This is a genomic window from Pigmentiphaga daeguensis (assembly GCF_039523035.1).
GTDB lineage: Bacteria > Pseudomonadota > Gammaproteobacteria > Burkholderiales > Burkholderiaceae_B > Pigmentiphaga > Pigmentiphaga daeguensis.
The window spans coordinates 198,905-225,327 of the sequence record NZ_BAAAEN010000002.1 but is presented as its reverse complement, the minus strand read 5'-3'; the positions used below and the strand labels follow the sequence as shown (position 1 = coordinate 225,327).

The following is a 26,423-nucleotide window of genomic DNA, read 5'->3' as shown; positions in this document are numbered from 1 at the left end:
CGCCCGGGGAGGCCCCGCGGTCAGGTCATGCTCAATATCTGTGTGGCCGAGCGCTGGTTCTGGTCGGTGTTCTGCATGAGCTGTATCTGCACGTCGTAGTGACGCGCCGCCGCGATCATGCCCACCATGGTCTCCACCGCGTTGACGTTGCTGCCCTCGAGCATGCCGCCCGCCACGCGCACCCCGTCGGCCGCCGGCGCGATGCCGCCCTGGCGCAGGCGGAAAAGGCCGTCCGCGCCGCGCGCCAGCGTATTCCCCGGCGGGTTCACCAGCTTGAGGTTGGCGATCTGGGCGGCCTGCACCCGGTCGACCTCGGGGACGGAGGAGATCGAGCCGTCGGTATTGACCTGCACCTTGGTATCGGGCGGAATCAGGATGGGCTCGCCGTTCGGATCCAGCACCGGGCGCCCGGCCGCGTCGACCAGCATGCCGTCCGCGGTGGTCTGGAAGCCGCCCGCGCGGGTATAGGCCTCGCCGCCATCCGCCGTGCGCACGGCGAACCAGCCGTCGCCCTGGATCGCGACGTCCAGTTCGCGCCCGGTCGCCATCATCGCGCCGGCCGACAGGTCTGCGCCGGGTGTCGATTCCACCGCATAGGCCCGCGTCCGCAGGCCCGGGCCGCCGACCACCGGCGCCGTCCGCTGGGCCGCGATCTCGGCGCGGAACCCCGGCGTCAGCGCGTTCGACAGGTTGTTGGTCTGCACGTCCTGGCGCCGCATCAGTTCGCGGGCGCCGGTCGCGGCAATGTAGAGGGCCCTGTCCATCAGCGCATGTTGACCAGGGTCTGCATCAGCGAATCCTGGGTCTTGATCGTTTGCGCGTTGGCCTGGTAGACCCGCTGGGCGGTGATCATGTTCACCAGCTCGCCGGTCAGGTCGACGTTGGCATCCTCCAGCGCGCCGGAAGTCACGGTGCCGAAGTTGCTCGAACCCGGGACGCCGATGCGCGGGCCGCCGGACAAGATCGTTTCCAGGAAATTATTGCTGCCGGCCGAGACCAGGCCCTGGGGATTGACGAAGGACACCAGCGTGATCTGGCCCTGCGCCCGCGATTGCTGGTTGGAGTAGTTGGCCTTCAGGATGCCGTTCTCGTCGATCGTGAAGCTGGTCAGGCGGCCCGAGGTGTAGCCGTCCTGGCGCTGCAGCTCGTTGCTGAAGGCCTGGCCGGTCTGCGAAGTGGACGCCATGTTGTAGTTGATGCTCAGCCCGGTCGCGCCGGTGCCCAGCGTGGCGGCGTCGACGTTGACCTGGAACACGCCGTTGTTCGAGGCAGCCAGGTCGATCTTGCCCGATGCGTCGAATACCAGCGGCGCGCCGTTCGGCAATCCGTCGCCGTCCGTGTCGGTGTTGGTCACCTTGCCGTTCAACGCGGTATAGACCTCCCACTGGCCCGGTCCACGCTTCACGTAGAACGTGGACAGCGTGTGCGTATTGCCCAGCGAGTCATAGACCGCGATGGACGTGGCATGGGTGTAGGTGGTCGAGTCCTCGGGATTGAACGGCTTGACGATGCGGTCGATCGCGTCGGCGCGGGAATCGAGCACCGAGCCTTGCGTGACCTCGGAGGTGCCGCGTGCCTCGATGGAGCTGACCGTCAGCCGCAACGGCTGGGGCTGGGCGGCATTGATGTTGCCGTTGGCGTCGGCGACATAGCCCGTCAGGCGCAGGCCGTTGGCGTTGACCACATAGCCGTTGGCATCCAGGTGGAACTGGCCGTTGCGCGAATACACGATGGACCCGGCGTTGTCCATGCGGAAGAAGCCTTCTCCCGAGATGGCGACGTCGAACGGATTGGACGTGACCGAGATCGCCCCCTGGGTGAACATCTGGGTGACGGAGTTGAGCTTCGTACCGATACCGATGTTGTTCGAGTAGGTGCCGAGCACCGTCGACGCGTAGACGTCGGCGAACTCGGCGCGCGCGGCCTTGAAGCCCACGGTGTTGGCGTTGGCGACGTTGTTGCCGATCACGTCGAGGTTCTTGCCGGCGGCGTTCAGGCCGCTCAATGCCTGTTGGAAGCTCATCGCTGGATTCCTTGCACTATCTGATTTGTATCCGGAAGCGGGGCGGGACGCGCCGTACTACCAGACCTGGTAGACGTCGGACAGGTTGACGAGATTGCCCTTGGCATCGACCACCGTGGTCGAGCCCGAGGACGGACGCACCGAGGTGATCTGGGTCACGCTCAGCGGCGGCGCCGCCCCCACCTTGGTGCCTTCTCCGACCTGCACTTCGAACTCGTAGTCGCCGTCGGGCAGCGTGTCGCCCTTCGCATTCTTGCCGTCCCAGGTGAAGGCATGCACGCCGGCATCGACGTCGGCCAGCTTCTTGCGCGCGACCTCGATGCCGTCGGCGTTCTTCACGACCAGCTCGGCGCTCTCGACCGGGATGCTGAGCACATAGCCGCCTTCGGCCTTGCCGTCGGCCAGGGTCAGGCCGTCGCCGGCCAGCATGACCTTGCGGCCGATCAACGATGCCGCCTGGGTGGCCTGCAGGCTTCCCATGCTGTAGCCCAGCCACTGCATGGTCGTGTTGAGCTGGCTGATGCCGGTGACCGTGCTGATCTGGGCCAGCTGCGACGTCAGCTCGGCGTTGTCGAGCGGGTTGAGCGGGTCCTGGTTGCGCATCTGCGCGGTCAGCATGGTCAGGAAGCGGTTGGACAGCTCCTCCGCGGACGACGCGGCCAGGGAGTTGCCCGAGGCTCCGGCCCCGGTGTTGCTGTTGACGTTGGAAACGGCCATGCGGATTCCTTGCTAAAGGGCGCCCGTTCCGCGGGCGGCCCGGCGTCTGGGGCTAGGTGCCCAGCGTCAGTGTTTTCTGCATCAAGGTCTTGGCGGTGTTCATGACCTCGACGTTGGTCTGGTAGGCGCGCGAGGCGGCGATCATGTCGACCATTTCATCGACGACCTCGACGTTGGGCATGCTGATATAGCCCTCGGCGTCGGCCATGGGATGCTTCGGATCGTAGATGCGCTTGGGCGGCGAGGGATCGGTCAGCACTTCTCTTACGCGCACGCCGTTGCCGCCGGCCACGGCGCCCGGGACGAGATAGGACTCGAACACCACCTTGCGGCCACGGTAGACCTGGCCGTCCGGCCCGCTCACGCTTTCGGCGTTGGCGAGATTGCTGGCCACCGCGTTCAGGCGCTGGCTGTTGGCGGTCAGTGCCGAACCGGCGATCTCGAATGCCTTGCTCATGGACATGGGGATAGTGCCTCGTTCAGTTGTTCTGGATCGCACGCTGGAGCGTCTGGACCTGCCCGTTCAACATGCGCAGCGCGGCGTCGTAGCGCAGCGCGTTGTCGGCGAAGCGCGTGCGCTCCAGGTCCGGATCGACGGTATTGCCGTCGATCGAGGCCTGCGTGGGCGTGCGGTACTTCAATGCCACCGGCAGGCCGTCCCCGGCGTCGCCCCGCAGGTGCCGGGCATCGGTGGCGGCCATCCGCAGCGGCGCCTGCGCGGCATCGGGCTCCGGCGTGCCCGTGGCGGCCCGCAGCGCGGCGCCGAAATCGAAGTCCCGCGACTTGTAGTTGGGCGTCTCGGCATTGGCCAGGTTGGCCGCCAGGACCTCCTGGCGGCGGGCACGCAGCTCCAGGGCTTGCGCGTTGAACATCAGTTCGTCGCCTATGCGGCTGATCACATGACCTCCTTGTCCTTGCGTGCGGTACCGGGCCCTTTCGCAGGTATCGCCATTATTCGGATTCCCTGCCATGAACAAAGGCGGAGTAAGGCATCTTTTTCATCCTTGTTTTCACCTTCCGGCCGCCCGGGGCGCGATAGAGTGTCGCGTCCCTCGAAAATCCCGGAGAGCCGCTCCATGAAACGGTCCGGCCGCGCGACCGTCGCGGCGCTCCTGCTGGCCTGCCTGGCGCAGCTTCCCGCCTGGGCGGATACGCCCGGCACCTCGCCGTCCGCCGCCGACCTGCTCGAGCGCGGCCGCCAGTTGCTCGAAGCGCGCGCCGCCGCCGCGGCCGCCACGCTGGGCGGCCGCCTGGACATCCACATCCAGGAGCAGGCCGCTGAACGCATCGCCCAGGCCCCCTGCGCGCCCCAGGTGTTCCTGCCCGCCGGCGGCAGGCCCACCGGCAAGACCTCGATCGGCCTGCGCTGCGCGCACCAGCCCTGGCAGATCCGCATCCCGGCCGAGGTCGCGCTGCTCGTGCCCGTGCCCGTTCCCAGCCGCCCCCTGCCCGCCGGGACCGTGCTGCGCGAAAGCGACTGGTCGCTGGCCGAGGTGAACGTGGCGGCCTGGCCCCGCGGCGTAGCCACCGATCCACGCCAGCTCGAGGGCTCGACCGTCACGCGTCCGCTGAAGGCGGGCGAACCCATTCCGCCATCGGCCGTGCAGTCGCGTGCCCACCTCGGACCGGGAGACCCCGTGCAGGTGGTGCTGACTGGAGCGGGCTTCGTCATCAAGGCCACCGGCCGGATGCTGCACCCGGCCAGCCCGGGCCAGACGGCGCGCGTCCAGCTCGATTCGGGCCGCACCGTGGCGGGCATCCTGCGCGAGGACCGGGAAATCGAAGTCAATCTCTAGGGCATGTTCCCCGGGCGGCGCCGGCTCTTGAAGCCGCCCACGCAGTGCTTACATCCTGTAGCGCAATACGCCCGCGCCCGGCGCGCCGATGCTAAAGTTCGGGACGCAGGCGCCGATAATTGCCTCATCTGCCGGGGTTGGCGCGACCACTCCACAGCGGCAGCAAGATGGAGTCAACGTGAAGATCACCCCAAAGGGTCCCGATTCAATCAAGGTTTCCCGGTCCGCCCCAGGCACGGAAGCCCGTCCCGCGACGCCCGCCCCGGCGCCCGCCGGCGGATCGGGGCTCGACCAGGTCCAGCTGTCGGCGCTGGCCACCAACCAGGTGCCGGCGGGCGAAGCTCCCTTCAACGCCGAGAACGTCGAGCGCATCAAGCAGGCCATTCGCAACGGCGAATTCACCGTGAACGCCGAGGTCGTCGCCGACCGCCTGCTGGAAATCGAAAGCGGCCTGGCGCGCTAATCATGACCCCCGACGAATTCTCCCAGATCGTCGAACGCTGCTGCGCCGCCGGCAAGTCGCTGGCCCAGGCCGTCGCCGGCGCGGACACCCAGCGCATCGACGCCGCCACCCAGGACCTCAGCCTGCGCGTGCTGGAAGTGCAGCGCGCCATCCCGCGTGCCCTGCCCGGCCTGCAGGCGGCCGAGCCGCAAGTGCGGCAGGCCTGGCGCGAACGCCTGGCCGAAGCAGCGCTCCCGTTGAAAATAGGCGCCGAACTGTCCACGCTCAATACCGTGTCGGCCTCGGCCCGCTACGCTGCACTGGCGCGCATCAGCGGGGCCGAGCTGTCCTACTCCGCCTCCGGCCAGTTGTCGCGCTGAACACGGGCCTCAGCGCCCCCACTCCTTCAGGCGCGTGCGCAAACGCGAAACCGCCTGCGAATGCAACTGGCAGATCCGCGACTCGGTCACGCCCAGCACCGCGGCGATCTCCTTGAAGTTCATTTCCTGCTCGTAGTACATACCCATCACCAGCTTTTCGCGCTCGGGCAGGCGCTCAATGCCGTTCACCACCGCCTCGCGGAAACGGCGGTCCGACAGCCTCGATTGAGGATCGCCCGAACCGTCGGCGGACATATGCCGATCCAGGTAGTCGTCGGCATCCTCGCCGCTCTCCAGATCCTCGTAGTGGAACAACTGCACGCCGCGGGCATCGACCAGCATCTGCTGGTACTCGGCCAGCCCCACCTCCAGCTCGGCCGCCATCTCGGTGTCGGTGGGCGAGCGGCCGAGCTTCTGCTCGCTGCGATGCATGGCCGCCTCGATCTTGCGCTGGACCTGCCGGACGCTGCGCGGCAGCCAGTCGCCCCGGCGCAGCTCATCGAGCATGGCTCCGCGTATGCGCTGGGTCGCGTAGGTTTCGAACTGCGCGCCCAGCCCTTCCTCGAAGCGGCCCAGCGCATCCAGCAGGCCCAGCATGCCGGCCTGTATCAGGTCCTCGATCTGCACGCTGGCGGGCAACCGTGCCACCATGTGATGGGCCATCCGGCGCACCATGGGCACGTACTGTTCGACGTTGGTCTCGCGCGCCAGGGTTCCTTCACGCGTATACATTCATCTCTCGCGGGGAAAATTCGGGACGGGGGTGTCCCATGGTCAGGCCTGCGCCGGCTGCGACGATGCGGACTCCACCGGCGGCATCGCGGCCGCGCACGCCCAGTCGAGCTCCTCGGCCTCCAGCGCGAACACCGGCGCGTTGCGCACGCGCAGCGCCCGGTGCACCAGCAGCCGCGCGTTGGCGACATGGATGTCCTCGGGCACGCGCTGGCCGTTGGTCATGTAGTGCAACGGCACGCGATGGCGGATGGCCGCGTCCAGCACGCCGCCCAGGCGCACGGCTTCGTCCAGCTTGGACACCACCATGCCCGCCAGCCCGCCGGCCGAATAGCCGTTCACGATGTCCTCCGCCTGCTCGGCATGCGAGCCACCGGGCATCACCAGCAGCCGCTTGACTCCTTCGCCGGAGATGGCCTGCAGGTGGCGCGCGATCTGCGTATCGCGCTGGCTCATGCCTGCCGTGTCGATCAGGACCAGCTTGCGGTCCGCCATGCTGGCCAGGAGGACGTCGAGATCGCTGGCGCCCTTGGCCGCATAGACCTCGACGCCGAGAATACGGCCGAAGGTGTGAAGCTGGTCCACCGCGCCGATCCGGTTCTGGTCGGTCGAGATCAATCCCAGCGCGCCAGCGCCGTACCTGACCACGCAGTGGGCCGCGATCTTGGCGGTGGTGGTGGTCTTGCCCACCCCCGTGGGGCCGACGATGGCGTAGCGCCCGCCCTGGGCGACGATGCTGGCTTCGGCGTCGACGCAGGCAAGATTGCGGACCAGCACTTCGGCCAGCCAGCGCTCGACGTCGTCCACGCCCTGGGAGGCCGGCAGGCGCGACGCGACGCTGCGTGCCAGCTCCGGCGTGAAACCGCAGTCGACCATGCGCCGCCACAGCTCGCGGCGCAGCGGGTGGCGCTGGGTGCTGTCGCGCCAGGCCATCGCGTCCATCTGGTGCGCCAGCCAGCCGCGCATCGAGCGCATCTCGCTGACGATGGGATCGGCTACCCGGCTCGCCAGTTCGGCGCGATCCTGTTCATCCAGCCTGGCGGTCACCGTCGCGGGAGCCGCCGGCTTGGCGGGCGCAGCCTGCCCCGTGGGCCGCGCCGGACGATCGGCAGTCCCGTTGGCGCGGGGCGCCGCGCGCCGGTCCGCGGCCGGACGGCTCACGCCCAGGCGCAGCACGGGCTTGTCCGCGCCGCCGTCGGCGGCGGCCACCGCCATGGCGTGCGCCGGATCGGCATAGTCGCCGCCCGCGCGTACCAGGTGCGGAATCTGGCCTTCCTGCAGGCGCGGCCATTCGACGCGCGGCGGCTCGGCCGCGGCGGCGTCCGGCTGCGCCTGGGTGGCCGGTGCCGCGCGCCCGGGCGTCTCGTCATGCTGCGCCAGCACCCGGGCCGCCGGCGACAGGCGCACCGATTCGTCCTCCATGTCGTCCCACAGGGCCGGCCGGGCAGCCTGTTCCTCCCGGGAAGGATCGACTGCCGGCGCCGAGGCGACGGCCACGTGGGCCACCTCGCCCGCGACCTCGTCTGCCGTGGGCATGTCCTGCGCGCGGATGCCGACCACCTCGACCCCTGCCGTGGTACGCCGGGTCGACACGATCATGGCATCGGCGCCCAGGGCTTCGCGCATCATGCGCAGGCAATCCCGCGTGGAGGCAGCAATGAATTTGCGGAACTTCATGGAGCGGATACCTGGAAGCTAGAGAGGATGGACATGCTCAGCGCCCTCCCAGCGTCAATGCGACGCGGATCAGGCGGGATTCGGGAATCTCGGAATGCGCCAGCACCTTCAGGCGCGGCACGGAACGGCGGAAGAAACGAGCCAGGGCCAGGCGCAGGCGGTCGGGCACGAGCAGCGCGGCGGGTTTGCCCACGGCATCCATCTTCTCGACCGCGGCGGCGGCTTCGCTCAACAGGCGTTCGGCCAGGCCGGGCTCGATGGCGCCGATCTCGCCGGCCTTGGAACTGATGGTCTGGAGTATGCGCTCCAGCTCGGGGTCCAGCGCCAGCACGTCGACTTCGCCGTTGGCGCCGAAAATCCCCTGGGTGATGGCCCGCCCCAGCGCGACTCGCACCGCCCCGACCAGTTCGACCGGATCCTGGGTATGGACCGCGTGCTCGGACAGCGTCTCGACGATGGTGCCGAAGTCGCGGATGTGGACCCCCTCGTCCAGCAGCGATTGCAGGACCCGTTGCAGCGTAGCCATCGAGATCAGCTTGGGCACCAGGTCTTCCAGCAGCTTGGGCGTGCCGCGCGTGAAGTGGTCGCACAACGCCTGCAGCTCGGCGCGGCCCAGCAGGTCGGCGGCGTGGTTGTGCAGCAGATGGGACAGGTGGGTCGCGATGACGGTGCCGATGTCGACCACGGTATAGCCGGCGGCCTGCGCCGCCTCCCGCGCGGTGGCCTCGATCCACAGCGCCGGCAGCCCGAACGCCGGATCCCGCGTGGGAGAACCCGGGATCTCGCGGGTCACACGGCCCGGGTTGATGGCCAGGAAGCCGCCGGTCTGCACCTCGCCCTCGCCGATCGCCACGCCCTTGAGCGTGATGCGATAGCCGCCAGGGCGCAATTCGAGATTGTCGCGGATGTGCACGGCCGCTGGCAGGAAGCCGACGTCCTGGGCGAATTTCTTGCGCAGGGCCTTGATGCGTTTCAACAGGTCGCCGTCGCCGGTCTTGTCCACCAGCGGGATCAACCGGTAGCCGACCTCCAGCCCCACCGTATCGACCTGGGTGACGTCGTCCCAGCTGGCCTCCTGCGCCTCCGCCGGCTCGTCGACCACGGGCGGCGCGGCCGCCGTCTCGGCCTGGCGCCTGCGCAGCCGCGCCATGCGCCAGGACAGCCCGCCCAGGCCCGCCGCCAGCGTCAGGAATGCCAGGTTGGGCATGCCCGGCACCAGGCCCAGCATGCCGATGATCGCGGCCGACAGGGCGATCGCCTGCGGCGTGCCCAGCAACTGCTTGCCCACCTCGGTGCCGATGTCCTCGCCCTCGCCCACGCGGGACACGATCAGGCCGGCGGCAATGGACACCAGCAGCGCCGGCACCTGCGCGACCAGGCCGTCGCCGATGGACAGCAGCACGTAGGCACGTCCGGCCTCCGCGAAGCTCAGGCCGTGCTGGCCCACGCCGATCAGGAGGCCGCCGATGATGTTCACGAACAGGATCAGGATGCCGGCGATGGCGTCCCCGCGCACGAACTTGGACGCGCCGTCCATCGCGCCGTAGAAGTCGGCTTCCTGGGCCACGTCGCTACGGCGCTTGCGGGCGGTGGCTTCGTCGATCAGCCCGGCATTCAGGTCGGCGTCGATCGCCATCTGCTTGCCCGGCATGGCGTCCAGCGTGAACCGCGCCGACACCTCGGCGATCCGGCCCGCGCCCTTGGTGATCACGACGAAGTTGATGATGACCAGCACCAGGAACACGACCACGCCCACGGCGAAGTTGCCGCCTACCAGGAACTGTCCGAAGGCCTCGATCACCTTGCCCGCGGCATCGGGGCCGCTGTGGCCGTGCAGCAGCACCACGCGCGTGGACGCCACGTTCAGCGACAGGCGCAGCAGCGTGGTGACCAGGATCACGCTGGGGAATACCGCGAAATCCAGCGGCCGCTTCGTATAGGTGGCCACCATCAGCACCAGCAGCGAGATCGCGATGTTGAAGGTGAACAGCAGGTCCAGCATCAGCGGCGGCAGGGGCAGCAGCATCATCCCCAGCACCAGCAGGATGAAGGCCGGCATGCCCAGTTCGCGCAGCTGCGCCGAATTGAACTCCAACCCGCCCAGCTTGAGGCTGCGGCCGCTCATGCCCGCCCTCCGCGACGCAGCGGCGCGTCATCCAGCGGATCCCAACCCGCGGGGATCTCGACCGGCTGCAGCTCGGGCGGCGGTCCGGACACGTAGTCCCGCAATTGGTAGACGTGCGCCAGCACCTGCGCGACCGCGCGGTACAGCGCCACCGGGACTTCCTGGTCGATGTCGGCGTGGCGATACAGGGCACGGGCCAGCCTGGGGCTCTCCAGCACCGCCACCTTGTGCTGCCCGGCCAGCTCGCGGATGCGCGCGGCGACGCCGTCCGTCCCCTTGGCCACCACGCGCGGCGCCCCCATTCGCTTGTCGTCGTACTTGAGCGCGACCGCATAGTGGGTCGGATTGGTCACCACCACGTCGGCCGTGAGCACCGCTTGCATCATGCGCGAGCGCGCCCGATCGCGCTGCAACTGGCGGATGCGCCCCTTCACGTGAGGGTCGCCCTCGGTTTCCTTGTTCTCCTGCCTGGCTTCCTCGAAGGTCATGCGCAGGTTCTTGTGGTGGTTCCACCATTGCAGCGGCACGTCGGCCGCCGCGATGACGAACAGCGCGCCAGCCAGCACCAGCGCATGATTCGACAGCATCCCGCCCAGCTCGGCCAGGGCCCGCGGAGGCGACGGCAGGACCAGTGCCAGCCAGCCCTGGGAGCCATGCCAGACCAGCAGCCCGGCCACGCCGCCCAGCACCAGGACCTTCAGGATGGACTTGCCCAGTTCGCCCAGCCCGGCCAGGGAAAAGATACGGCCGAAGCCCTTGAGCGGCGACAGCCGGCTGAAATCGGGGCCCAGCGCCTTGCCGGACAGCACCAGCCCGCCCAACCCGATCGAACCCAGGATACCCGCCGCCATGCCGGCCGCCAGGATGGGGGCGATCGCCAGCAGTGCATCGGCCAGCACTTCGTTCAACGACTTCAGCAGCATCGCATCGTCGCGCGTGACGGCGGCCGTTCCCGCCGCCGTGGCGAAAGCAGTCTTCATCCAGGTCATGGCGCGATCGGCGATGCCCGCCCCCGCCAAGGCCAGCGCCGCCACGCAGGCGAAGGTCGCGACCGCGCCCGACAGGTCGCGCGAACGCGCGACGCGCCCTTCCTCGCGGGCCTGGTCCAGCCGCCGCTGGGACGGTGCCAGGGTTTTTTCCTGGCCGCTTTCCTGGTTATCTGCCACGGTATTCCGGATATCGACGAACGCCGGCGCGCTATCCGCGCCCCCGGCGGCCTCACGCCAGCCAGGCGAACGCGCGCCGCCCCAGCCATGTAGGCGTATGGATTATTCGCGATGGCCTGCGCGGACAAAGCCCGAAACAGACCCCGGAAAGCGCCGCTACTCGCGCCCGCGGCAGGCCTGCCGGCGCCCGGGGGTCAAAACACCCCTTCCAGCAGTTGCTTCATCTCCAGGACCAGCACCAGCGTGCCGTCGCCCGACAGGGTCGCGCCGGCCACGCCCTTGGGGTGGATGCCTTCCAGCGGCTTTATCATGACCTCGTCCTGGCCGATGAAGCCGTCCACGCCCAGGACCAGCTGGCGTTCGCCGTAGGCCAGCACGACCGCCAGCGACGGCGGCTCTTCGCGCTGGCGCCCGAGCAGGACGGCCAGGTCGATGACCGGCAGGATCTCGCCGCGTATGGTCAAGGCCTGGTTGCTGCCCACCGTGTGCATTTCCTCCTGGCGCAGCGGAATGATCTCGCGCACGACGGACAGCGGAATGGCGTAGGGCTGGTCCACCAGCTTGAGCATCAGCACGGGCAGGATGGCCAGCGTCAGCGGCAGCGAGATCACGATGTGCGACCCCATGCCCGGCGCGGACTGGATGTCGATCTGCCCCTTGAGCTTCTCGATGTTGGTCTTGACCACGTCCATGCCGACGCCGCGCCCCGACAGGTCGCTGACCTCGCTGCGGGTGGAGAACCCCGGCAGGAAGATCAGTTGCAGGCAATGGGCGTTGTCCAGCACGGCGGCGTCTTCCGCGCTGATGACGCCTTTCTCGATGGCCTTGCGGCGGATGACGTCGGGATCCATGCCGCGGCCGTCGTCCGATACCTCGATCACGATGGAATCGCCCGTCTGGCGGGCCGACAGGTGGACCGTGCCGCGCGCGGGCTTGCCGACCGAGCGGCGCTCGACCATGGTCTCGATACCATGATCGACGGCGTTGCGGATCAGGTGCACCAGCGGGTCGTTCAGCTCGTCCAGGATGGTCTTGTCGACCTCGGTCTCGCCGCCGGTGATGTTCAGCTCCACGTCCTTGCCCAGCTGGCGGGCCAGGTCGCGCGCCAGGCGCGAATACTTCTGGAACACCCGGCCGACCGGCTGCATGCGCGCCATCATGACGGCCGACTGCAGGTCGGAAACCAGCGTATCCAGCTGGCTGAAGACCGCATCCAGCGTCTCGGCCGCCGCGTCGTCCCGGCGGCTGGTGCCCAGGAGCGCGTCGCGCAGGCACGACAGCCGGTTCTTGGTCAGGCCGATCTCGCCCGACAGGTTCAGGATCTGGTCGAAGCGCGCCGTATCCACGCGTATCGTCGCGTCCTTGGCCACGGCCTGCGCGCCGCCCGCGGGGGCCAGCATCTCGGGGCGATAGGGCCGCGACGATGCCGGCGCGCCTGCCTCGGCCGCCGCCGGGGCCTCGACCTGCATCCCCGGGGGGTCGCCGAATGCGGCGCGGTAGTAGCCCAGCCAGTCCGGCTCGCTGTCCGCCCGCGGGGCCGGCGCGGCGGCGTGGGCCAGCACGCGCGAGGCCTCGGCCGCGGCCGCGGCCGGCAGGGAATCCGTCCGCAGCGTGCTGGTGTCGACCGTCTCGCCCATGGCGGCGGCCTCGAGCGCGAGCAGCAACCCGGCGGGCGCCGGCTCGGGCATCGCCCCGCGCTCCATTTCCGAGAACATGCGCCGCACTTCTCCCGTCGCGGCCAGGATCACGTCCATGATTTCCGGCGTGATGCGCAGCGAGCCGCCGCGCAGCAGGTCCAGCAGGTTCTCGCCCCGGTGGCACAACTCCACCAGCGGCGTCGCCTCGAGGAACCCGGCCCCGCCCTTGACCGTGTGGAAACCCCGGAACACCTGGTTGAGCAGGCCGGCGTCGTCGGGACGCTGCTCCAGCTCGACCAGGCCGATGTCGACGTCGTCGAGCAGGTCCGAAGCCTCGGTCAGAAAATCGGCAAGCAGGTCCTGCATGTCGGAGAAGGCTGACACTCGTTTACTCGCTCAAAATCCCAGGCTTTCCAGCAGGTCGTCGACCTGCGCCTGGTTGGTCACCACGTCGTCGCGGCTGGAGGCGTCGATGACGGGGCCGTTCATCCATTCGCTGTGCGCGGCATTGCGCTTCTCCGGAGGCGTGCTCTCGATCAGCAGCTTGACCAGCTCGTCCTCGAAGTCCTGGGCGAGCTTGAGCACCTTCTGGATGACCTGGCCCGTCAGGTCATGGAAATCCTGCGCCATCATGATGTCGGTCAGCAGCGCCTGGGTGGCTCGGGCATCCTCCTGGGTACGGTCCAAGAAGGCACTGGTGTCGGCCGCCACCTGCTTGAAGTCGTCGACGCCCAGCCGGCGCTCGTACAGCTCGCGCCACCGCCCGCTCAGGCGAGCGCCTTCCCGCTCCACGCCCTCCTGGATCTCCTGGCCTTTCTCGACGTTGGACAGGGCGCGTTCGGCGGCCTGTCCCGTCAGCCGCGCGATGTAGTCCAGGCGCTGGCGCGTGTCGGGCAGCGAGTGGACGGCCTGCTCCACCTTCTGGTGGTAGCCCAGCTCGCGCAACGCGTCGTGCAACTGCCGGGTCAGCATGCCGACCCGCTGGTAGAACTCCGGCGACTGCTCGGCCGCCGCCTCGCCCGCGCTCGCGGCGGGATCCGCGGCCGGGGCCGCGTCGGCCGCCGGTTCGGCGTCGAGCCGAGCCAGGGTCTCGGACGAAATCTGGTCGAACAACGCTTCGAGGTCTTCGGTATCGCCGGTATGGGCCATTACGTGCTCCCGCTCATTTTCTGCACGATCTTGGTCAGCTTCTCTTCCAGCGTCGCCTTGGTGAAGGGCTTGACGATGTAGCCGTTCGCCCCGATCTGGGCGGCCAGCACGATGTCTTCCTTCTTGGCCTCGGCGGTCACCAGCAGCACGGGCAGCTTCTTGAGCTGGTCGTCGGCGCGGATCTCGCGCAGCAGCTCGAAGCCGTTCATGTTCGGCATGTTGATGTCGCTGACCACGAAATTGAACAGGCCGCTGCGCAGCTTGCTCAATGCGATCTGGCCGTCCTCGGCCTCGTCGGCGTTGTTGTAGCCGAGTTCCTTCAAGAGATTGCGGACGATGCGCCGCATCGTCGAAAAATCGTCGACGATAAGGAACTTCAAATCGTCAGGCTTCATTTGCTCCCTTTCTGGCCTTGATGTGTGTGAGTTGAGCGGCGATCATACTAGCCAGTTCCGAGGGGTGGAATTTCGCGACATAGGCATCGACGCCCACCTGCTGCCCGAGCTTCTTGTTGGCGACCGACGACAGCGACGAATGCATCACGACGGGAATCTTCGCGAAGCGGGGATCGGACTTGATGTGGCGGGTCAGCACGTAGCCGTCCATCTCGGGCATCTCGGCATCGACCAGGATCAGCCCCAGCATCAGGTCGAGCGGCAGCTTCTCGGCCTCGGCCCGGGCCGCGATGCCCTTGAGCTTGTCCCAGGCGTCCGCGCCGTTGGTGGCATGCTGGTGCGGCAGCCCCATCCGGTCCAGCACCTCCGTGATCTTCTTGCGCGCCAGCGAGGAATCGTCGGCAAAGAACACGTTCGCCTTGATGTCGGCATCGACCTGCTGGATCTCGGACGGGATCTTGTCCTCGCCGATGACCGAGGCCAGGATCTGCTCGACGTCCAGGATGGAAACCAGCTTGCCATCGGCCAGCTCGGTCAGCGCCGTCATGAACGACGTGTTGTTCGATGGCATGGACTGCGGCGACTTGACCTTGTCCCAGTCGATGCGCACGATGCGGTCCACGTCCGCCACGAGAAAGGCCTGCGTATGGCTGGAGAACTCGGTGATCAGCAGCTTGGTGCGCGGCGCGTCGACCTTCATGTTGATCGTGGTGGCCAGATCGATGACCGGCAGGATCGCGCCGCGCAGCGAAATGATGCCCTCCACCCCGCGCGGCACGTTCGGCGTGCGGGTGATCGGAATCGTCTCGCACACTTCGCGCACCTTGAACACGTTGATGCCGAAGACCTCGCTGCCCCCCAGCGAGAACAGCAGCAGCTCCATCTTGTTGGAACCGGCCAGCCGGGCCTTCTCGTCCACCATTTCCATCAACCGATTGTCACCGGCACCCATAGCATCCTCCATACCGGCCGGCCCAAGCCGGCCCAGTGATCATTGCGATTCCAGAGCGGACACCCGCAACGGCGTCCCGTCGTTCAACCTGCCGGGAATGGCGGGTACATCGACATAAACGCCGCCTTTCTTGAGAAATTCCTCGCTGCGCTTGTTCAGCACCACGATGCTGATGCGCCGGTTCTCGGCCGCCTTCATGTCGGCACGGTTGAAGGGCACGGAGTCGGACAGCCCGACCACGCGCAACGCCTTGTCCTCCTGCATCCCGGCGGTCAGCATTTCGCGCCGTGCCGCATTGGCGCGGTCGGCCGAGAGTTCCCAATTGCTGTAGCCGCCATTGCCGCCGGCATAGGGCGTCGAGTCGGTATGGCCCGAAATCGAGATCTTGTTCTCGACGCCGTTCAGCACGCGGGCCAGCTCGTCCAGGATGACGCGGCTGTAGTCCTTCAGCACGGTCTTGCCGGTATCGAACATGGGCCGGTTCTTCTCGTCCACGATCTGGATCCGCAGCCCCTCGTCGGTGAAATCCAGCAGGATCTGGTCCTTGAACTGGGTCAGCGTGGGCTGCGTGAAGATCAGGCTCTCGAGTTCGGATTTCAGGCCCTCCAGCTTGCGGCGCTCGCGGGCCTCCTGCTCTTCGTCGCTGGCCCGGCGCTGGGGCGTGATGCGGGGACTCACATGCTGGCCGCCCGTCAGCACGCTGACCGGATCGCCCGCCACGCTCCCGGACGTGACCGCCACGCGCAGGGGCGTACGGAAATATTCGGAGATGCCCTCCAGGTCGGCCTGGGCCGACGTCGTCAGCAGCCACATCAGCAGGAAGAAGGCCATCATGGCGGTGACGAAGTCCGCATAGGCGATCTTCCACATGCCCGCGCCATGGGCCTTGCCGGCCCGCTTGCGGGACCGCCTGATGATGATCGGCGCTGCGCCGTCCTTGCCTGCCATGATCGCGACTCCCTACCGTGCCGTCATGCCGCGGACTTGCCCCGCACCGTGTCCTCCAGCTCGCCGAACGTGGGACGCTCGGTCGAGAACAGCACCTTGCGGCCGAACTCCACGGCCAGCGCGGGCGCATAGCCGTTCAGGCTCGCCAGCAGGGCCACCTTGATGCATTCGAGCTGCTTGCTGCTTTCGCTTACCTTCTGCTCCAGCACCGAGGCCAGCGGACCGACGATGCCGTAGGCCAGCAGGATGCCGACGAAGGTGCCGACCAGCGCCGCCCCGATCTTGGCGCCCAGCACGGCCGGCGGCTCGCCCACCGATCCCATCACGTTGACCACGCCCATGACCGCGGCGACGATGCCGAAGGCCGGCAGCCCGTCGGCGATACGCTGGATGGCATGCGCCGGCACGCTGGCCTCCTGGTGGTGGGTGTCGATTTCCTGGTCCATCAGGGCTTCCAGCTCCAGCGGATTCAGGTTGCCGCTTACCATCAGCCGCAGGTAGTCGGTCACGAACTCGACCAGGTGCTCGTCGGCCACCAGCGCGGGGTATTTCTGGAACAACGGACTGTTGTGGGGCTCCTCGACGTCGGCCTCGATGGACATCAGGCCTTCGCGCCGCACCCGGTTCAGGATCTCGTACAGCAGCGCCAGCAGGTCGAGGTAGCGCTGCTTGGTGAAGCGCGAGCCGTGCAGCGTGGTCGGCAGCGCCTTCAGCGTCGCCCGCACTACCTTGCTGGAGTTGCCGCACACGAACGCGCCCAGGGCCGCGCCGGCGATGATGACGAGTTCGAACGGCTGGAACAGCGCGCCCAGCGAGCCGCCATGCATGGCATATCCGCCCAGCACAGACGCCCCAACGATGATGTAGCCGATGATGACGAGCATGTGGATGTCCCGCCCTACGCGCTTCGCGCGCCCCCCAGGGGGCGATGCGGGTGGACCGGCGGAGCCGGATCCACCGCATCCTGGGTCTGGGCAAAGGGCCTCGATGCGGAGCATCGGGGCCTTGCCGGGCCAGGAGTCTGGGGAACGACGTGCGTGGGGCAATCAGGCTTCGGTGGCACATTGCGCGAAGCCATGAACGGGTTTTCGGCCGGCAAAAACAAAACTTGAGAGCGGAAGCTCCCGTGGCCGGCATCAGCGGGGGGCCGCCTTGGCGGCCTGCGCGGCGTTGGCCGTGCGCCGGGTCTTGCCGGCGCGGGACGGCATGTGGCAAAGCCCGCAGACGTACTGGTGGGCCAGCTCGAAGGTATGGGTGACGAATTCGCCGCCGCAGCAGGTGCAGGCCGTCATGCCCAGCATGCCGGCGTCGAAGAACCGGGTCAGGCGCCAGGCCCGCGTGATCGACAGGACCTCGGGCAGGCCCAGTTGCCCGATCTGCTCCCGGTACAGGCGATAGGCACGGATCAGCGCCTCGACCGCCGTCGCGTCGTCCAGGCCCACCTGGTGGCGGTGGATGTTCATGAACAGCGAAGCGTGGATGTTGGGCTGCCAGGTCATGAACCAGTCCGTGGAAAACGGCAGCATGCCCTTGGGGGGAGATTTTCCGCGGATCTCGCGGTACAGGCGCAGCAGGCGCTCGCGCGACAGCTGCACCTCCGCCTCGAGCACCTGCAACCGGGCATCGAGGCGGATGAGTTCGGACGCGATCTCGATCTGGCGCGCCTCGGACAGCACGCTCTTAGCGCGAGCCATGCTGCCTCCGGATACTGCTGCAAGACATGGCGTGGCTCAGGATGCGGCCATCGCGGCGGTACGTCCGGCCATCAGAATGGCGGCATGGATACGGGGGGAAACATCGTCGCGCTTGGGCGAGGACAGCAGGTTCCAGACCAGCGAGTCGTCGAAGCGGAATCGGGCGAGCAGCATGCTGGAGCCGGCGATCTTGAGCAACTGGGCCGTGGTCAGCGAAGAAAGGATATCGGCCACCTCGCTCGTGATGCCCAGGCGATAGAGCGCCTCGCTGCGATCGACCCGCAGCATCTGCTGCGCCAGCATGAGATAGGTCAGATTGGCATCGCGGATCTCTTCGCTCAGCCGGGACATGGGGGAAGTCGCGGCCTGGGGAGCCGATACGTCCACATCGACCACGTCGCAAACTTGAGTCATCGCGATTCCTTTCAGGGTAATCCCGCAAACGGGAAAGAAAAAACAAGTATCCTGGCCGGCTATTTCCGCCGGCGCAGGGACCAATTCAATATGTAAATTATTGGACACTTGTTACCAAATTGGCATTGGAACCCCGCTGGAATTCGCGTCTGCTTAGGTAAACTCCGCATGTAAGAATTTTTCTTACAGATTTTGTATCACTTGTTTCATTTGAACACGTAAATGCGAAATGCGGTTCCACCCATCCAGCAGGTAGCGAGCTTGGCCGGGAACGACCATGCCCTGCTGGAAGCCGCGCTGGAATCGCTCCCGGTCGCCACCTGGGTCGTGGACCGGGAAGGCCGCTACCGGTACGTCTCCCAGGCCTACGCCGACATGCTCGGCATCGCCCGGGCGGCAGACTGCCTGGGCAAGGCCATGGAAGAGCTCATGCCTGCCTCGATCGCCCGCGTCCACGCGCTACGCCATCGGCAACTGCTGGAATCCCGCACGCGCAAGCGCTTCGAGCAGATCTGGACGGTAAAGGGCGAGCCGCGCTGGTTCGAGATCCAGATGAGCTGCCTGTGCAACGACGAGGGCGAGTCGATCGCCGTGTCCGGCTACGCGCAGGACATCACGCAGCACATGGAACAGCAGGAAGCCGCCCGCCGCATCCAGAACGAACTCGAAAAGCGGGTGGCCCAGCGCACCCACCTGCTGAGCGTGATCAACGAGGAACTGGAAGCCTTCTCGTACTCCGTCTCCCATGACCTGCGCGCGCCGCTGCGCCAGATCGCCGGCTTCGCCGGGCTGCTCGAGCGCGGGCTGGCCGGCCAGGCCAACGAAACCGACGCCAAGCACCTGCGGCACATCGTGGACAACGCACAGCGCATGGAGGACCTGATCGGCGACCTGCTTCAGCTCGCCCGCATCAACCAGAGCAGCCTGCTCAAGGCCCGGGTCGACCTGGCGGCCATCGCTCGCGAGGTCCTGGCCAGCCTGCGCCGCAGCCAGCCCGACCGCCAGGTCGAGTACGAACTGCCCGCCTCGGCGCTGGCCGAGTGCGATGCCGGGCTCATGCGCATCGTGCTGGACAACCTGCTGGGCAATGCCTGGAAATTCACCGGCAAGCGGGCCGAGGCCCACATCCAGTTCGGCAGCCTCCTGCGTGGCAACAGCACCATCTATTTCGTACGCGACAACGGCGCCGGCTTCGATGCGCAGAACGCCGAACGCATGTTCGGCGCCTTCCAGCGCTTCCACCGCACCTGCGACTTTCCCGGCACCGGCATCGGCCTGGCCACCGTCCGCCGCATCATCAACCGCCACGGCGGGCAGATCTGGGCCGAAAGTGCGCCCGGACAAGGCGCGACCTTCTACTTCACGCTGGAAACACCGGCCTGAAGCCCGCTCCGGCACCGCCCGCAATCGGACCGCGGCGGCGAAACTTTAGCGGTATTTTTTTCCATCCCGCCCCCTTCCCCGCCTAAAGTTTTCAAATCGCCGCCCCGTTAATTGCCTCAACGCGGCCACGCCGGCATTGCATGCAGCCAGCGATGGCCCTGGCGCAATTGCGGAAGGACCTCCAGCCGCGGATGCATCGTCGGGCCCCCAGGGCCCCTCCCTGAAACACCATATGACTCACCCTCACGGAGATAGGTCATGGCACAAGTCATCAACACCAACATCGCTTCGCTGAACGCGCAGCGCAACCTGAACAGCTCGCAGAGCGCCGTCAACACCGCCCTGCAGCGCCTGTCGACCGGCCTGCGCATCAACAGTGCCAAGGACGACGCCGCCGGCCTGGCCATTTCCGAGCGCATGAGCACGCAGATCAACGGCCTGAACCAGGCCGTGCGCAACGCCAACGACGGCATCTCGCTGGCACAGACCGCCGAAGGCGCGCTGAGCCAGATCGGCACCAACCTGCAACGCATCCGCACGCTGGCCGTGCAATCGGCCAACTCGACCAACTCGGCCGATGACCGCGCCTCGCTGCAGAAGGAAGTGGCCGAGCTGACCGCCGAAATCGATCGCGTCGCCCGCGACACCGACTTCAACGGCACCAAGCTGCTGGACGGCTCGTTCGCCGCCCAGAAATTCCAGGTCGGCGCCAACGCCGGCCAGACCATCACCATCTCCAACATCGCCGATGCCAGGGCCTCGACGCTGGGCCAGTACAACGGCTTCAACGCGACCAACCTGTCGATCGGTACCGCCAGCGATACCGCCGCGGCGCAGACCGTCACCTTCGGTTCGGCCGGCACGTTCGACCTGGGCAGCATCGCCAACGACGCCAAGGCCATCGCCAATGCCCTGAACACGCAAGGCATCGCCGGCCTGAGCGTCACCGCCAACGCCACCGAAGCCACCGGCACGTCGGCGGTCACGACCACGACCGCCGGCACCGCCAGCTTCACGCTGAACGGCCTGACGATCAACCTGACCGCCACCACCAACGCCGCGACCAACCGTGAAAACGCCCTGACCGCGATCAACGCGCAATCGGCCACCACCGGCGTGCGTGCCATCGACACCGGTTCGGGCCTGAAGCTCGAAGCCGCCGACGGCCGCAACATCACGATCGGCGCCCTGACGCTGGGCACCGCCGTCGGCTCCACGCTGGCCGACTTCGGCCTGGATGCCGCCGGCACCACGGGCGCTTCGCTGAACGTCTCGTACAAGGCTCCCACCGGCGTGACCGGCTCGATCAGCAGCACCGGCGCCTTCGCGCTGACCGGCACCATCACCCAGACCGGCACCGCCCTGAACGCCATCGACATCTCGACCGTCGCCGGCGCCTCCAATGCCCTGTCCGCGCTGGACGCTGCCCTGTCCACGGTCAGCGACGCGCGCGCCTCGCTGGGTGCGATCCAGAACCGCTTCACCTCGGTGGTCTCCAGCCTGGAAACCACCTCGGAGAACCTGTCCTCGTCGCGCAGCCGCATCCAGGACGCCGACTTCGCGTCGGAAACCGCTGCGCTCACCCGCGGCCAGATCCTGCAGCAGGCCGGCACCGCGATGCTGGCACAGGCCAACTCGCTGCCCAACAACGTGCTGACGCTGCTCCGCGGCTAAGCATTGCGGCACCTCCGCCGGTTTCCTTCCGGCGGCCGTCCCCGCCCCGCCTTGCGCCGGGCGGGGATTTTTTTGCCGCCGGGCCGCCCCAAGGCAAAAAAGCGCCCCCTCGGGGGGCAGCGCCGCCGCGTAGCGGCAAGCGTGGGGGCTTTTTTTTGCTTGCGGCCATCCTCCCGGGCAAGCTCCCTTCCCTCAAGTTTTCCTTCTCCTTCCCGTTAATCAACGTATCGCGTCGCCCCCGGCGGCATCGCCCCTCAACGCCACGGAACCCACATGAGCATCAACGCCATCGATACCGCCGCCGACCTGCGCAGCCTGGCAACGGCCGCCGCGTCGGCCGCCAGGCCCATCGCGCCCGCGGGCTCGACCAACCTGCTCGACCCGTCGCTGCCGGCCACGGCTCAAGTGCCGGACGTGGGGGAACTGCGGGCCGCGGTCGACGCCTTCAACCGCTTCGTTCCGCTGGCGGCGCACAACCTGACTTTCAGCATCGACGACGACAGCGGCAAGGTCGTGGTCAAGGTGATCGACAGCGACACCCAGGACGTGATCCGGCAGATCCCGTCCGAGGAAGCGCTGGCGCTCAGCCGTTCGCTGGACCAGATCAAGGGCGCCCTGTTCAGCCGCAAGGCCTGAACCGCCCGCCAACCCGATACCAGGAATACTCCATGGCTAGCGTAGGATCCGCCCTTGGCGTGGGCTCCGGCCTCGAACTGTCCACCCTCCTGACCAACCTGATGGCGGCCGAAAAGGTGCCGCTGACCAAGCTGCAGGCCCAGGCCACCTCGGCCCAGACCAAGATCTCTGCGCTGGGCCAGCTCAAGAGCTCGCTGTCTTCGTTGCTGACGGCGGCCTCCGGCCTGACGCCGGAAAAATTCACGGGCCTGGTCGGCAGCTCGTCGGACTCGTCGGTCGCCTTCATCACGGCCGACAACAAGGCCGGCAAGATCAGCCACAAGCTCGACGTCACGTCGCTGGCCCAGGCCGAGAAGGCCGTCAGCGGCGCGCTGGCCAACGATGCGCAATTGAACGCGGGCACCCTTACCTTCAAACTCGGCAAGGTCGAGAACGGCAGCTTCGTCGCCGGCGAGGCCGAGGCCAAGTCCATCGTCATCGATGCCACCAACAACACCCTGTCCGGCCTGCGCGATGCCATCAACAAGGCGGAAATGGGCGTCACGGCCTCGCTGGTCACCGACGGCTCCGGATCGCGGCTGGTATTGACGTCCACCACCACCGGCGCGGCCAATGCCTTCCAGGTGACCAGTTCGGACTCGGGTGCGGGCGGTACCCGTTCGCTGGACTTCTTCGATTACGACCCGGCCACCGCCCCGTCCTATTCCAGCGGCGGCTCGCCAGCCGGCATGAGCCGGCTTCAAGCCGGCGCCGACGCCCAATTCAAGCTGGACGGCATGGAAGTGACAAGCGCCACCAACACCGTCACATCGGTGCTCGACGGCGTCACCATCACCCTGCAGAAGTCCGGCACCACCACGATCGCCACCAATCCGTCACCCAGCGGCGGCGCGGCGGCGCTGCAATCGCTGGTCACCGCCTACAACTCCTTCCTGAACGTGGCGGCGGCGCTATCGGCCAACGCGCCCAGCGAGACCCGGGGCAAGGCCGGCACCACCGGGCCGCTGGCCGGCGACGGACTGGTGCGCGACCTGACCGCCCGCATGCGCAATGAAGTCTTCTCGCCGATGCAGGGCGCCACCGGCCCCTACACGACGCTGGCCTCGCTGGGCGTGGGTTTCGACCAGGACGGGGCGCTGACGCTGGACACCGACAAGTTCAACAAGGCCATGGCGGCGGATCCCAGCGCCGTGTCCAGGCTGTTCACCCCCAAGCCTTTTGGCGAAGGCTCGCAAAGCCTGGTCGAGCGCTTCACCGCCCAGCTGTCGCCTTACACCGACAGCAAGGGCGTGATCGACAGCCGCACCGACGGCCTGAAAAGCACGATCAAGACCCTGGAGACCCAGCAGAACCAGATGAGCAATCGCCTGGAACAGATCGAGGCGCGCTACCGCCAGCAGTTCACGGCGCTCGATTCGCTGCTGACCCAGCTCAACAACACCGGCAGCTTCCTGACCCAGCAGATCGAGGCGTTGAAGAACCTCAACAAGTAACGTGGCGGGCGCGCCAATGGGAACTCGGCGGTTTTGCCACGCCAATTCCCGCTTTAAGCCCGGCGCGCCAGGCCGTTAAATCCGTCAGGGCTGCCGCGCACGCGGCATGCCCCTATGCGTTCAGCAGGAGTCGCACGTGTCGGGATTCGGAAATTTCGGGGCAAGAGCCTATGCCAGCGTCGGGGTGGAGACCGGGGTATCCAGCTCCAGTCCCCATGCGCTGATCCTGATGCTCTACGATGGCGCGCTGGAATCGCTGCGCAAGGCCATCGGCTGCATCGAGGCCAACGACCCGCTCGGCAAGACCCGGGCGCTCAGCCGCGCCACGCGCATCCTGGACGAAGGCCTGCGCGCGAGCCTGGACCACAAGGCCGGCGGCGACCTGGCCGGGCAGTTGAACGCCCTCTACGACTACATGCTTCGGCGCACGATGCAGGCCGGCATCGACAACGACCCCGCCCCCATCCTGGAAAGCGTGCGCCTGCTGGACGGCCTGCGCGAGGCCTGGGCCTCGATCCAGCCCGACAGCCAGGCGGCCGCCTGATGACGATGCACAAGGACAACGGCATGGCGCCCGATCCCGCCCAGCTGGCGGTGCTCTACGGTCAGCTGGCCGAGATCAGCCGCACGATGCTGGCCGCGGCGCAACGGGGCGACTGGGATGCCGTCACGGCCAGCGAATCGGCCTGTGCCGGACTCGTGGGACAATTGCGCCGATGCCCCATCGAGACCTGCCCGCCCGCCGAACGCGAAACCTGCATGCACTTGATACGCGAGATCCTTGCCAACGACGCCGCCACCCGGAACATCGCCGAGCCGTGGATGCGGGAACTGGAGCAGATACTCCGGCCCCGGCGTCATGCCTTCGGCGCGCATATGTACCGCTGAACGGGCCGACGCCCGGCCTGGCAGGCCGCAGCCCGCCAGGCCGGGCGTCCATGGGACGGAACGACATGCATAGCCCCGACATATCTGGAGACGGCGCTTGGTAGCGGACACTCGCCAGACGCAGCCAATCAGCGGCGTCTCCCCCGCGCAGAGCTGGGAGCGTTATCGCGAAGACGCCCGCGAGGCGGTGCTCGCGCGGCTGCTGAACGTGTCCGGCGGCAGCGCGGCAGGCGGCACGCGCCCTCCCGGCTCGCCGGGACTGCCGCACGGGCTGGTCCGGGCCACGGTGCTGCAGGCCAACAGCGATACCGAAGCGCTGGTCAACATCGCGGGCAAGCCCTACCTGATCAATACACGCCAGGCACTGAGTCCGGGCATGACCGTGGTGCTGCGGCTGCTGGACGACCGCACCTTCCTGCACGGCGAGGACGGCGGCCGTATCGGCGGCCCGCGATCGCCGGGCGATGGCGGCGGCCGGGGACAAAGCCCCCTGCCTGCCGCCACGGCCGACTCCGAGGCGGCTTCACCGGAGATGGCCGCGCGCGCGGTGCGCGGGGTCTCGCCGGTGCCCATGCCGTCGCTGGCAGAACTCAAGCTCGAGACCGGCGACACCAAGGTGATGCTGAGCGGCTCGGCCCGCCTGCTGCTCGCGCTGGTCGACGAGACCGGCGGGACGCAGCGCAGCGTGCCCCTGGACGCCCTGCGCATCCCGGCGGGCACGCTGCCGGACGAAGCCGCGCGCCAGATCCGGCAGGCCGTGCAGCAGTCCGGACTGTTCTACGAAGCCCACCTGCAGGAGTGGCGCGAAGGGCGCCTGCCCATCGAAGCGCTGCGCGCCGAACCGCAGGCGGCGCTCTCGCCCGCGCCGCAGGCCCGCGACCCGGCTCCCCAGGCCGGCACTCCCACGCCCGCGGCCGAGCCCGCCACGCCCGAGCAAAGCGCGGCCAAGGGTCTGCAAGCGGCCCTGGCCGCCATCCCGCCCGACGTGCGCCAGGTCGTGCACGACCAGATCGCGGCGCTGGCCAGCGGCCGCCTGTTCCTGCAAGGCGCCTGGGCGGAACAACCCTTCACGCTGGAAATCGAGCCCGACGAAGGCAGGGGCGCCGACCCCGAGCTGCCGCTGGCCTGGCGCGTCCGCATCTCGGTCCAGACACGCAATCTGGGCACGATGCAGGTAGACATCGCGCTCGACGGCACCGATACCCGCATCGCCATCCAGCCCGACACCCGTACACTGCGCGGCCAGCGCCTGCGCGACCTGCAGGCCCGCCTTGCCGCCAGCGGCCTGGACCTGCAGCAGGCGCTGGATGGCCGGGGCCTGCGCATGTCCGACCTCAAGATCGCCACGGCGTCCCGCTCGCCGGCCCGCACATGACCCACCCCGCCGCCGAATCGCCCGCCGACGACCCGCTCGACCCCAAGCGCATCCAGGCGGTGGCGCTGCGCTATGAAAAGGAGCGCAAGACGCCCATCGTGGTGGCCAAGGGCAGCGGCGCGATCGCCGAGGAAATCCTGCGCCGCGCCAAGGAAGCGGGCGTGTTCGTGCACAGCTCGCGCGAGCTGATCGATCTGCTGATGAAGGTGGACCTGGATGCCCGCATCCCGCCCTCGCTGTACGTGGCGGTGGCGGAGGTGCTGGCCTGGGTGTACAGGCAGGACGAGGAAGCCGGCGCCGCCGCGGGCGCCGGCCCGGACGGACGCCAGGTCCCGTAGAGGCCGGGCGCCCGGGCCGGGCTCAGACCTGCATGTTCATGACTTCGTTGTAGGCCGCGATCACGCGGTTGCGCGCCTGTGCCAGCATCTGGAACGACAGGCTGGCCTTGTTCATCGCGATCATCGTGGTTTCCAGGCCGACCTCGGGATCGCCTTGCTGGTAGGCCTTCTGGACGGCGCTGGCCTCGGACTGGGCGCGCTGCACGCCCTGGATCGCGTCGACCAGGACGTTGGCGAAGGATGCCGGCGCCGCGCCGGCGGCCGCGCCACCGCCCATCAGGGCATCGGGCCGCGCCAGCATCTGCGCCGCGCGCGCCATGCCGGTGGAGCCGGCTTGCCCGGTGGAGGATGCGAGCACGTCCTGGATGCGGTCCATATGCGGTTTCCCA

At 67.9% G+C, this 26,423-nt stretch carries 29 protein-coding genes; 11 read left to right on the top strand and 18 right to left on the bottom strand.

Translation table 11 applies throughout. The features are described 5' to 3' along the window. Positions 1–20 precede the first annotated feature (20 nt). Genes flgF through flgB form a run of 5 tightly spaced genes read right to left on the bottom strand, consistent with a single transcriptional unit; the run spans position 21 to position 3,639 of the window. Positions 21–764: a flagellar basal-body rod protein FlgF gene (gene flgF / locus ABD104_RS03820; RefSeq protein WP_087841474.1), complete on the bottom strand. Its 744-nt coding sequence runs from the start codon at positions 762–764 to the stop codon at positions 21–23. Then, positions 764–2,023 (bottom strand): flagellar hook protein FlgE, encoded by a 1,260-nt coding sequence (gene flgE / locus ABD104_RS03815; protein WP_087841475.1) that lies wholly within the window; start codon positions 2,021–2,023, stop codon positions 764–766. Before flgE ends, flgF begins: the two co-directional genes overlap by 1 nt. Before the next feature lie 57 nt (positions 2,024–2,080). Further along, the gene (locus ABD104_RS03810; RefSeq protein ID WP_343927181.1) at positions 2,081–2,740 is read right to left on the bottom strand and encodes a flagellar hook assembly protein FlgD; all 660 of its coding nucleotides are present in this window, start codon (positions 2,738–2,740) and stop codon (positions 2,081–2,083) included. Between the two features lie 52 nt (positions 2,741–2,792). Continuing rightward, positions 2,793–3,203 carry a flagellar basal body rod protein FlgC gene (flgC, locus tag ABD104_RS03805; protein ID WP_087841477.1) on the bottom strand — a complete coding sequence of 137 codons (411 nt, stop codon included), beginning with the start codon at positions 3,201–3,203 and terminating at the stop codon, positions 2,793–2,795. Between the two features lie 16 nt (positions 3,204–3,219). Then, on the bottom strand, positions 3,220–3,639 hold the full coding sequence (gene flgB / locus ABD104_RS03800) for a flagellar basal body rod protein FlgB (RefSeq protein ID WP_087841478.1): 420 nt from the start codon (positions 3,637–3,639) through the stop codon (positions 3,220–3,222). 177 nt (positions 3,640–3,816) lie between these two features. Here flgB and flgA point away from each other — a divergent pair, with 177 nt between their 5' ends. The 3 genes from flgA (at position 3,817) to ABD104_RS03785 (ending at position 5,358) form a co-directional block, all read left to right on the top strand. Continuing rightward, complete coding sequence (flgA, locus tag ABD104_RS03795) at positions 3,817–4,536, top strand: flagellar basal body P-ring formation chaperone FlgA (protein ID WP_087841479.1); 720 nt, start codon at positions 3,817–3,819, stop codon at positions 4,534–4,536. A gap of 178 nt (positions 4,537–4,714) precedes the next feature. Next, the gene (gene flgM / locus ABD104_RS03790; RefSeq protein WP_165963218.1) at positions 4,715–4,999 is read left to right on the top strand and encodes a flagellar biosynthesis anti-sigma factor FlgM; all 285 of its coding nucleotides are present in this window, start codon (positions 4,715–4,717) and stop codon (positions 4,997–4,999) included. A gap of 2 nt (positions 5,000–5,001) precedes the next feature. Beyond that, positions 5,002–5,358, top strand: a complete 357-nt coding sequence (locus tag ABD104_RS03785; protein ID WP_087841481.1) for a hypothetical protein — start codon at positions 5,002–5,004, stop codon at positions 5,356–5,358. 9 nt (positions 5,359–5,367) lie between these two features. Here ABD104_RS03785 and ABD104_RS03780 read toward each other — a convergent pair whose 3' ends face one another. The 12 genes from ABD104_RS03780 to flhD form a co-directional block, all read right to left on the bottom strand. Next, positions 5,368–6,090 carry an RNA polymerase sigma factor FliA gene (locus ABD104_RS03780; RefSeq protein WP_087841482.1) on the bottom strand — a complete coding sequence of 241 codons (723 nt, stop codon included), beginning with the start codon at positions 6,088–6,090 and terminating at the stop codon, positions 5,368–5,370. Between the two features lie 42 nt (positions 6,091–6,132). After that, positions 6,133–7,767, bottom strand: a complete 1,635-nt coding sequence (flhF, locus tag ABD104_RS03775) for a flagellar biosynthesis GTPase FlhF (protein ID WP_343927180.1) — start codon at positions 7,765–7,767, stop codon at positions 6,133–6,135. 37 nt (positions 7,768–7,804) lie between these two features. Then, positions 7,805–9,892: a flagellar biosynthesis protein FlhA gene (gene flhA, locus ABD104_RS03770; RefSeq protein ID WP_279817378.1), complete on the bottom strand. Its 2,088-nt coding sequence runs from the start codon at positions 9,890–9,892 to the stop codon at positions 7,805–7,807. Further along, complete coding sequence (gene flhB, locus ABD104_RS03765; protein WP_165963217.1) at positions 9,889–11,058, bottom strand: flagellar biosynthesis protein FlhB; 1,170 nt, start codon at positions 11,056–11,058, stop codon at positions 9,889–9,891. The genes flhA and flhB overlap by 4 nt, the downstream gene beginning before the upstream one ends. A gap of 194 nt (positions 11,059–11,252) precedes the next feature. Beyond that, complete coding sequence (locus ABD104_RS03760) at positions 11,253–13,079, bottom strand: chemotaxis protein CheA (protein ID WP_087841486.1); 1,827 nt, start codon at positions 13,077–13,079, stop codon at positions 11,253–11,255. Between the two features lie 12 nt (positions 13,080–13,091). Continuing rightward, on the bottom strand, positions 13,092–13,844 hold the full coding sequence (locus tag ABD104_RS03755; RefSeq protein WP_087841487.1) for a protein phosphatase CheZ: 753 nt from the start codon (positions 13,842–13,844) through the stop codon (positions 13,092–13,094). After that, entirely contained in the window at positions 13,844–14,239 is a 396-nt protein-coding gene (gene cheY / locus ABD104_RS03750) for a chemotaxis response regulator CheY (protein ID WP_087841488.1), read from the bottom strand. The genes ABD104_RS03755 and cheY overlap by 1 nt, the downstream gene beginning before the upstream one ends. Continuing rightward, positions 14,229–15,191 (bottom strand): chemotaxis protein, encoded by a 963-nt coding sequence (locus ABD104_RS03745; RefSeq protein WP_087841489.1) that lies wholly within the window; start codon positions 15,189–15,191, stop codon positions 14,229–14,231. Before ABD104_RS03745 ends, cheY begins: the two co-directional genes overlap by 11 nt. Before the next feature lie 39 nt (positions 15,192–15,230). Next, on the bottom strand, positions 15,231–16,139 hold the full coding sequence (motB, locus tag ABD104_RS03740; protein WP_087841490.1) for a flagellar motor protein MotB: 909 nt from the start codon (positions 16,137–16,139) through the stop codon (positions 15,231–15,233). 23 nt (positions 16,140–16,162) lie between these two features. Beyond that, entirely contained in the window at positions 16,163–17,023 is an 861-nt protein-coding gene (gene motA / locus ABD104_RS03735) for a flagellar motor stator protein MotA (protein WP_087841491.1), read from the bottom strand. A 252-nt stretch (positions 17,024–17,275) separates the two neighbouring features. Then, complete coding sequence (flhC, locus tag ABD104_RS03730; protein WP_087841492.1) at positions 17,276–17,833, bottom strand: flagellar transcriptional regulator FlhC; 558 nt, start codon at positions 17,831–17,833, stop codon at positions 17,276–17,278. 36 nt (positions 17,834–17,869) lie between these two features. Further along, positions 17,870–18,184: a flagellar transcriptional regulator FlhD gene (gene flhD, locus ABD104_RS03725; RefSeq protein ID WP_087841533.1), complete on the bottom strand. Its 315-nt coding sequence runs from the start codon at positions 18,182–18,184 to the stop codon at positions 17,870–17,872. Between the two features lie 324 nt (positions 18,185–18,508). Between flhD and ABD104_RS03720 the strand changes: the two genes are divergently transcribed. The 8 genes from ABD104_RS03720 (at position 18,509) to ABD104_RS03685 (ending at position 26,034) form a co-directional block, all read left to right on the top strand. Next, positions 18,509–19,630 carry a sensor histidine kinase gene (locus ABD104_RS03720; protein WP_165963216.1) on the top strand — a complete coding sequence of 374 codons (1,122 nt, stop codon included), beginning with the start codon at positions 18,509–18,511 and terminating at the stop codon, positions 19,628–19,630. A 258-nt stretch (positions 19,631–19,888) separates the two neighbouring features. Then, positions 19,889–21,304: a flagellin N-terminal helical domain-containing protein gene (locus ABD104_RS03715; protein WP_343927179.1), complete on the top strand. Its 1,416-nt coding sequence runs from the start codon at positions 19,889–19,891 to the stop codon at positions 21,302–21,304. Between the two features lie 273 nt (positions 21,305–21,577). Beyond that, positions 21,578–21,940 carry a flagellar protein FlaG gene (locus ABD104_RS03710; RefSeq protein WP_087841495.1) on the top strand — a complete coding sequence of 121 codons (363 nt, stop codon included), beginning with the start codon at positions 21,578–21,580 and terminating at the stop codon, positions 21,938–21,940. Between the two features lie 32 nt (positions 21,941–21,972). After that, positions 21,973–23,433 carry a flagellar filament capping protein FliD gene (gene fliD / locus ABD104_RS03705; protein ID WP_087841496.1) on the top strand — a complete coding sequence of 487 codons (1,461 nt, stop codon included), beginning with the start codon at positions 21,973–21,975 and terminating at the stop codon, positions 23,431–23,433. Between the two features lie 136 nt (positions 23,434–23,569). Further along, complete coding sequence (gene fliS / locus ABD104_RS03700; protein WP_243724574.1) at positions 23,570–23,977, top strand: flagellar export chaperone FliS; 408 nt, start codon at positions 23,570–23,572, stop codon at positions 23,975–23,977. Continuing rightward, positions 23,977–24,321 (top strand): flagellar protein FliT, encoded by a 345-nt coding sequence (locus tag ABD104_RS03695; protein WP_343927178.1) that lies wholly within the window; start codon positions 23,977–23,979, stop codon positions 24,319–24,321. The genes fliS and ABD104_RS03695 overlap by 1 nt, the downstream gene beginning before the upstream one ends. Before the next feature lie 97 nt (positions 24,322–24,418). Further along, positions 24,419–25,696 carry a flagellar hook-length control protein FliK gene (gene fliK, locus ABD104_RS03690; RefSeq protein ID WP_343927177.1) on the top strand — a complete coding sequence of 426 codons (1,278 nt, stop codon included), beginning with the start codon at positions 24,419–24,421 and terminating at the stop codon, positions 25,694–25,696. Continuing rightward, positions 25,693–26,034: an EscU/YscU/HrcU family type III secretion system export apparatus switch protein gene (locus ABD104_RS03685; protein WP_087841500.1), complete on the top strand. Its 342-nt coding sequence runs from the start codon at positions 25,693–25,695 to the stop codon at positions 26,032–26,034. Before fliK ends, ABD104_RS03685 begins: the two co-directional genes overlap by 4 nt. A 22-nt stretch (positions 26,035–26,056) precedes the next feature. On the opposite strand, the gene fliE is transcribed toward ABD104_RS03685, so the two are convergent. Continuing rightward, entirely contained in the window at positions 26,057–26,410 is a 354-nt protein-coding gene (fliE, locus tag ABD104_RS03680) for a flagellar hook-basal body complex protein FliE (protein ID WP_087841501.1), read from the bottom strand. Positions 26,411–26,423 lie beyond the last annotated feature (13 nt).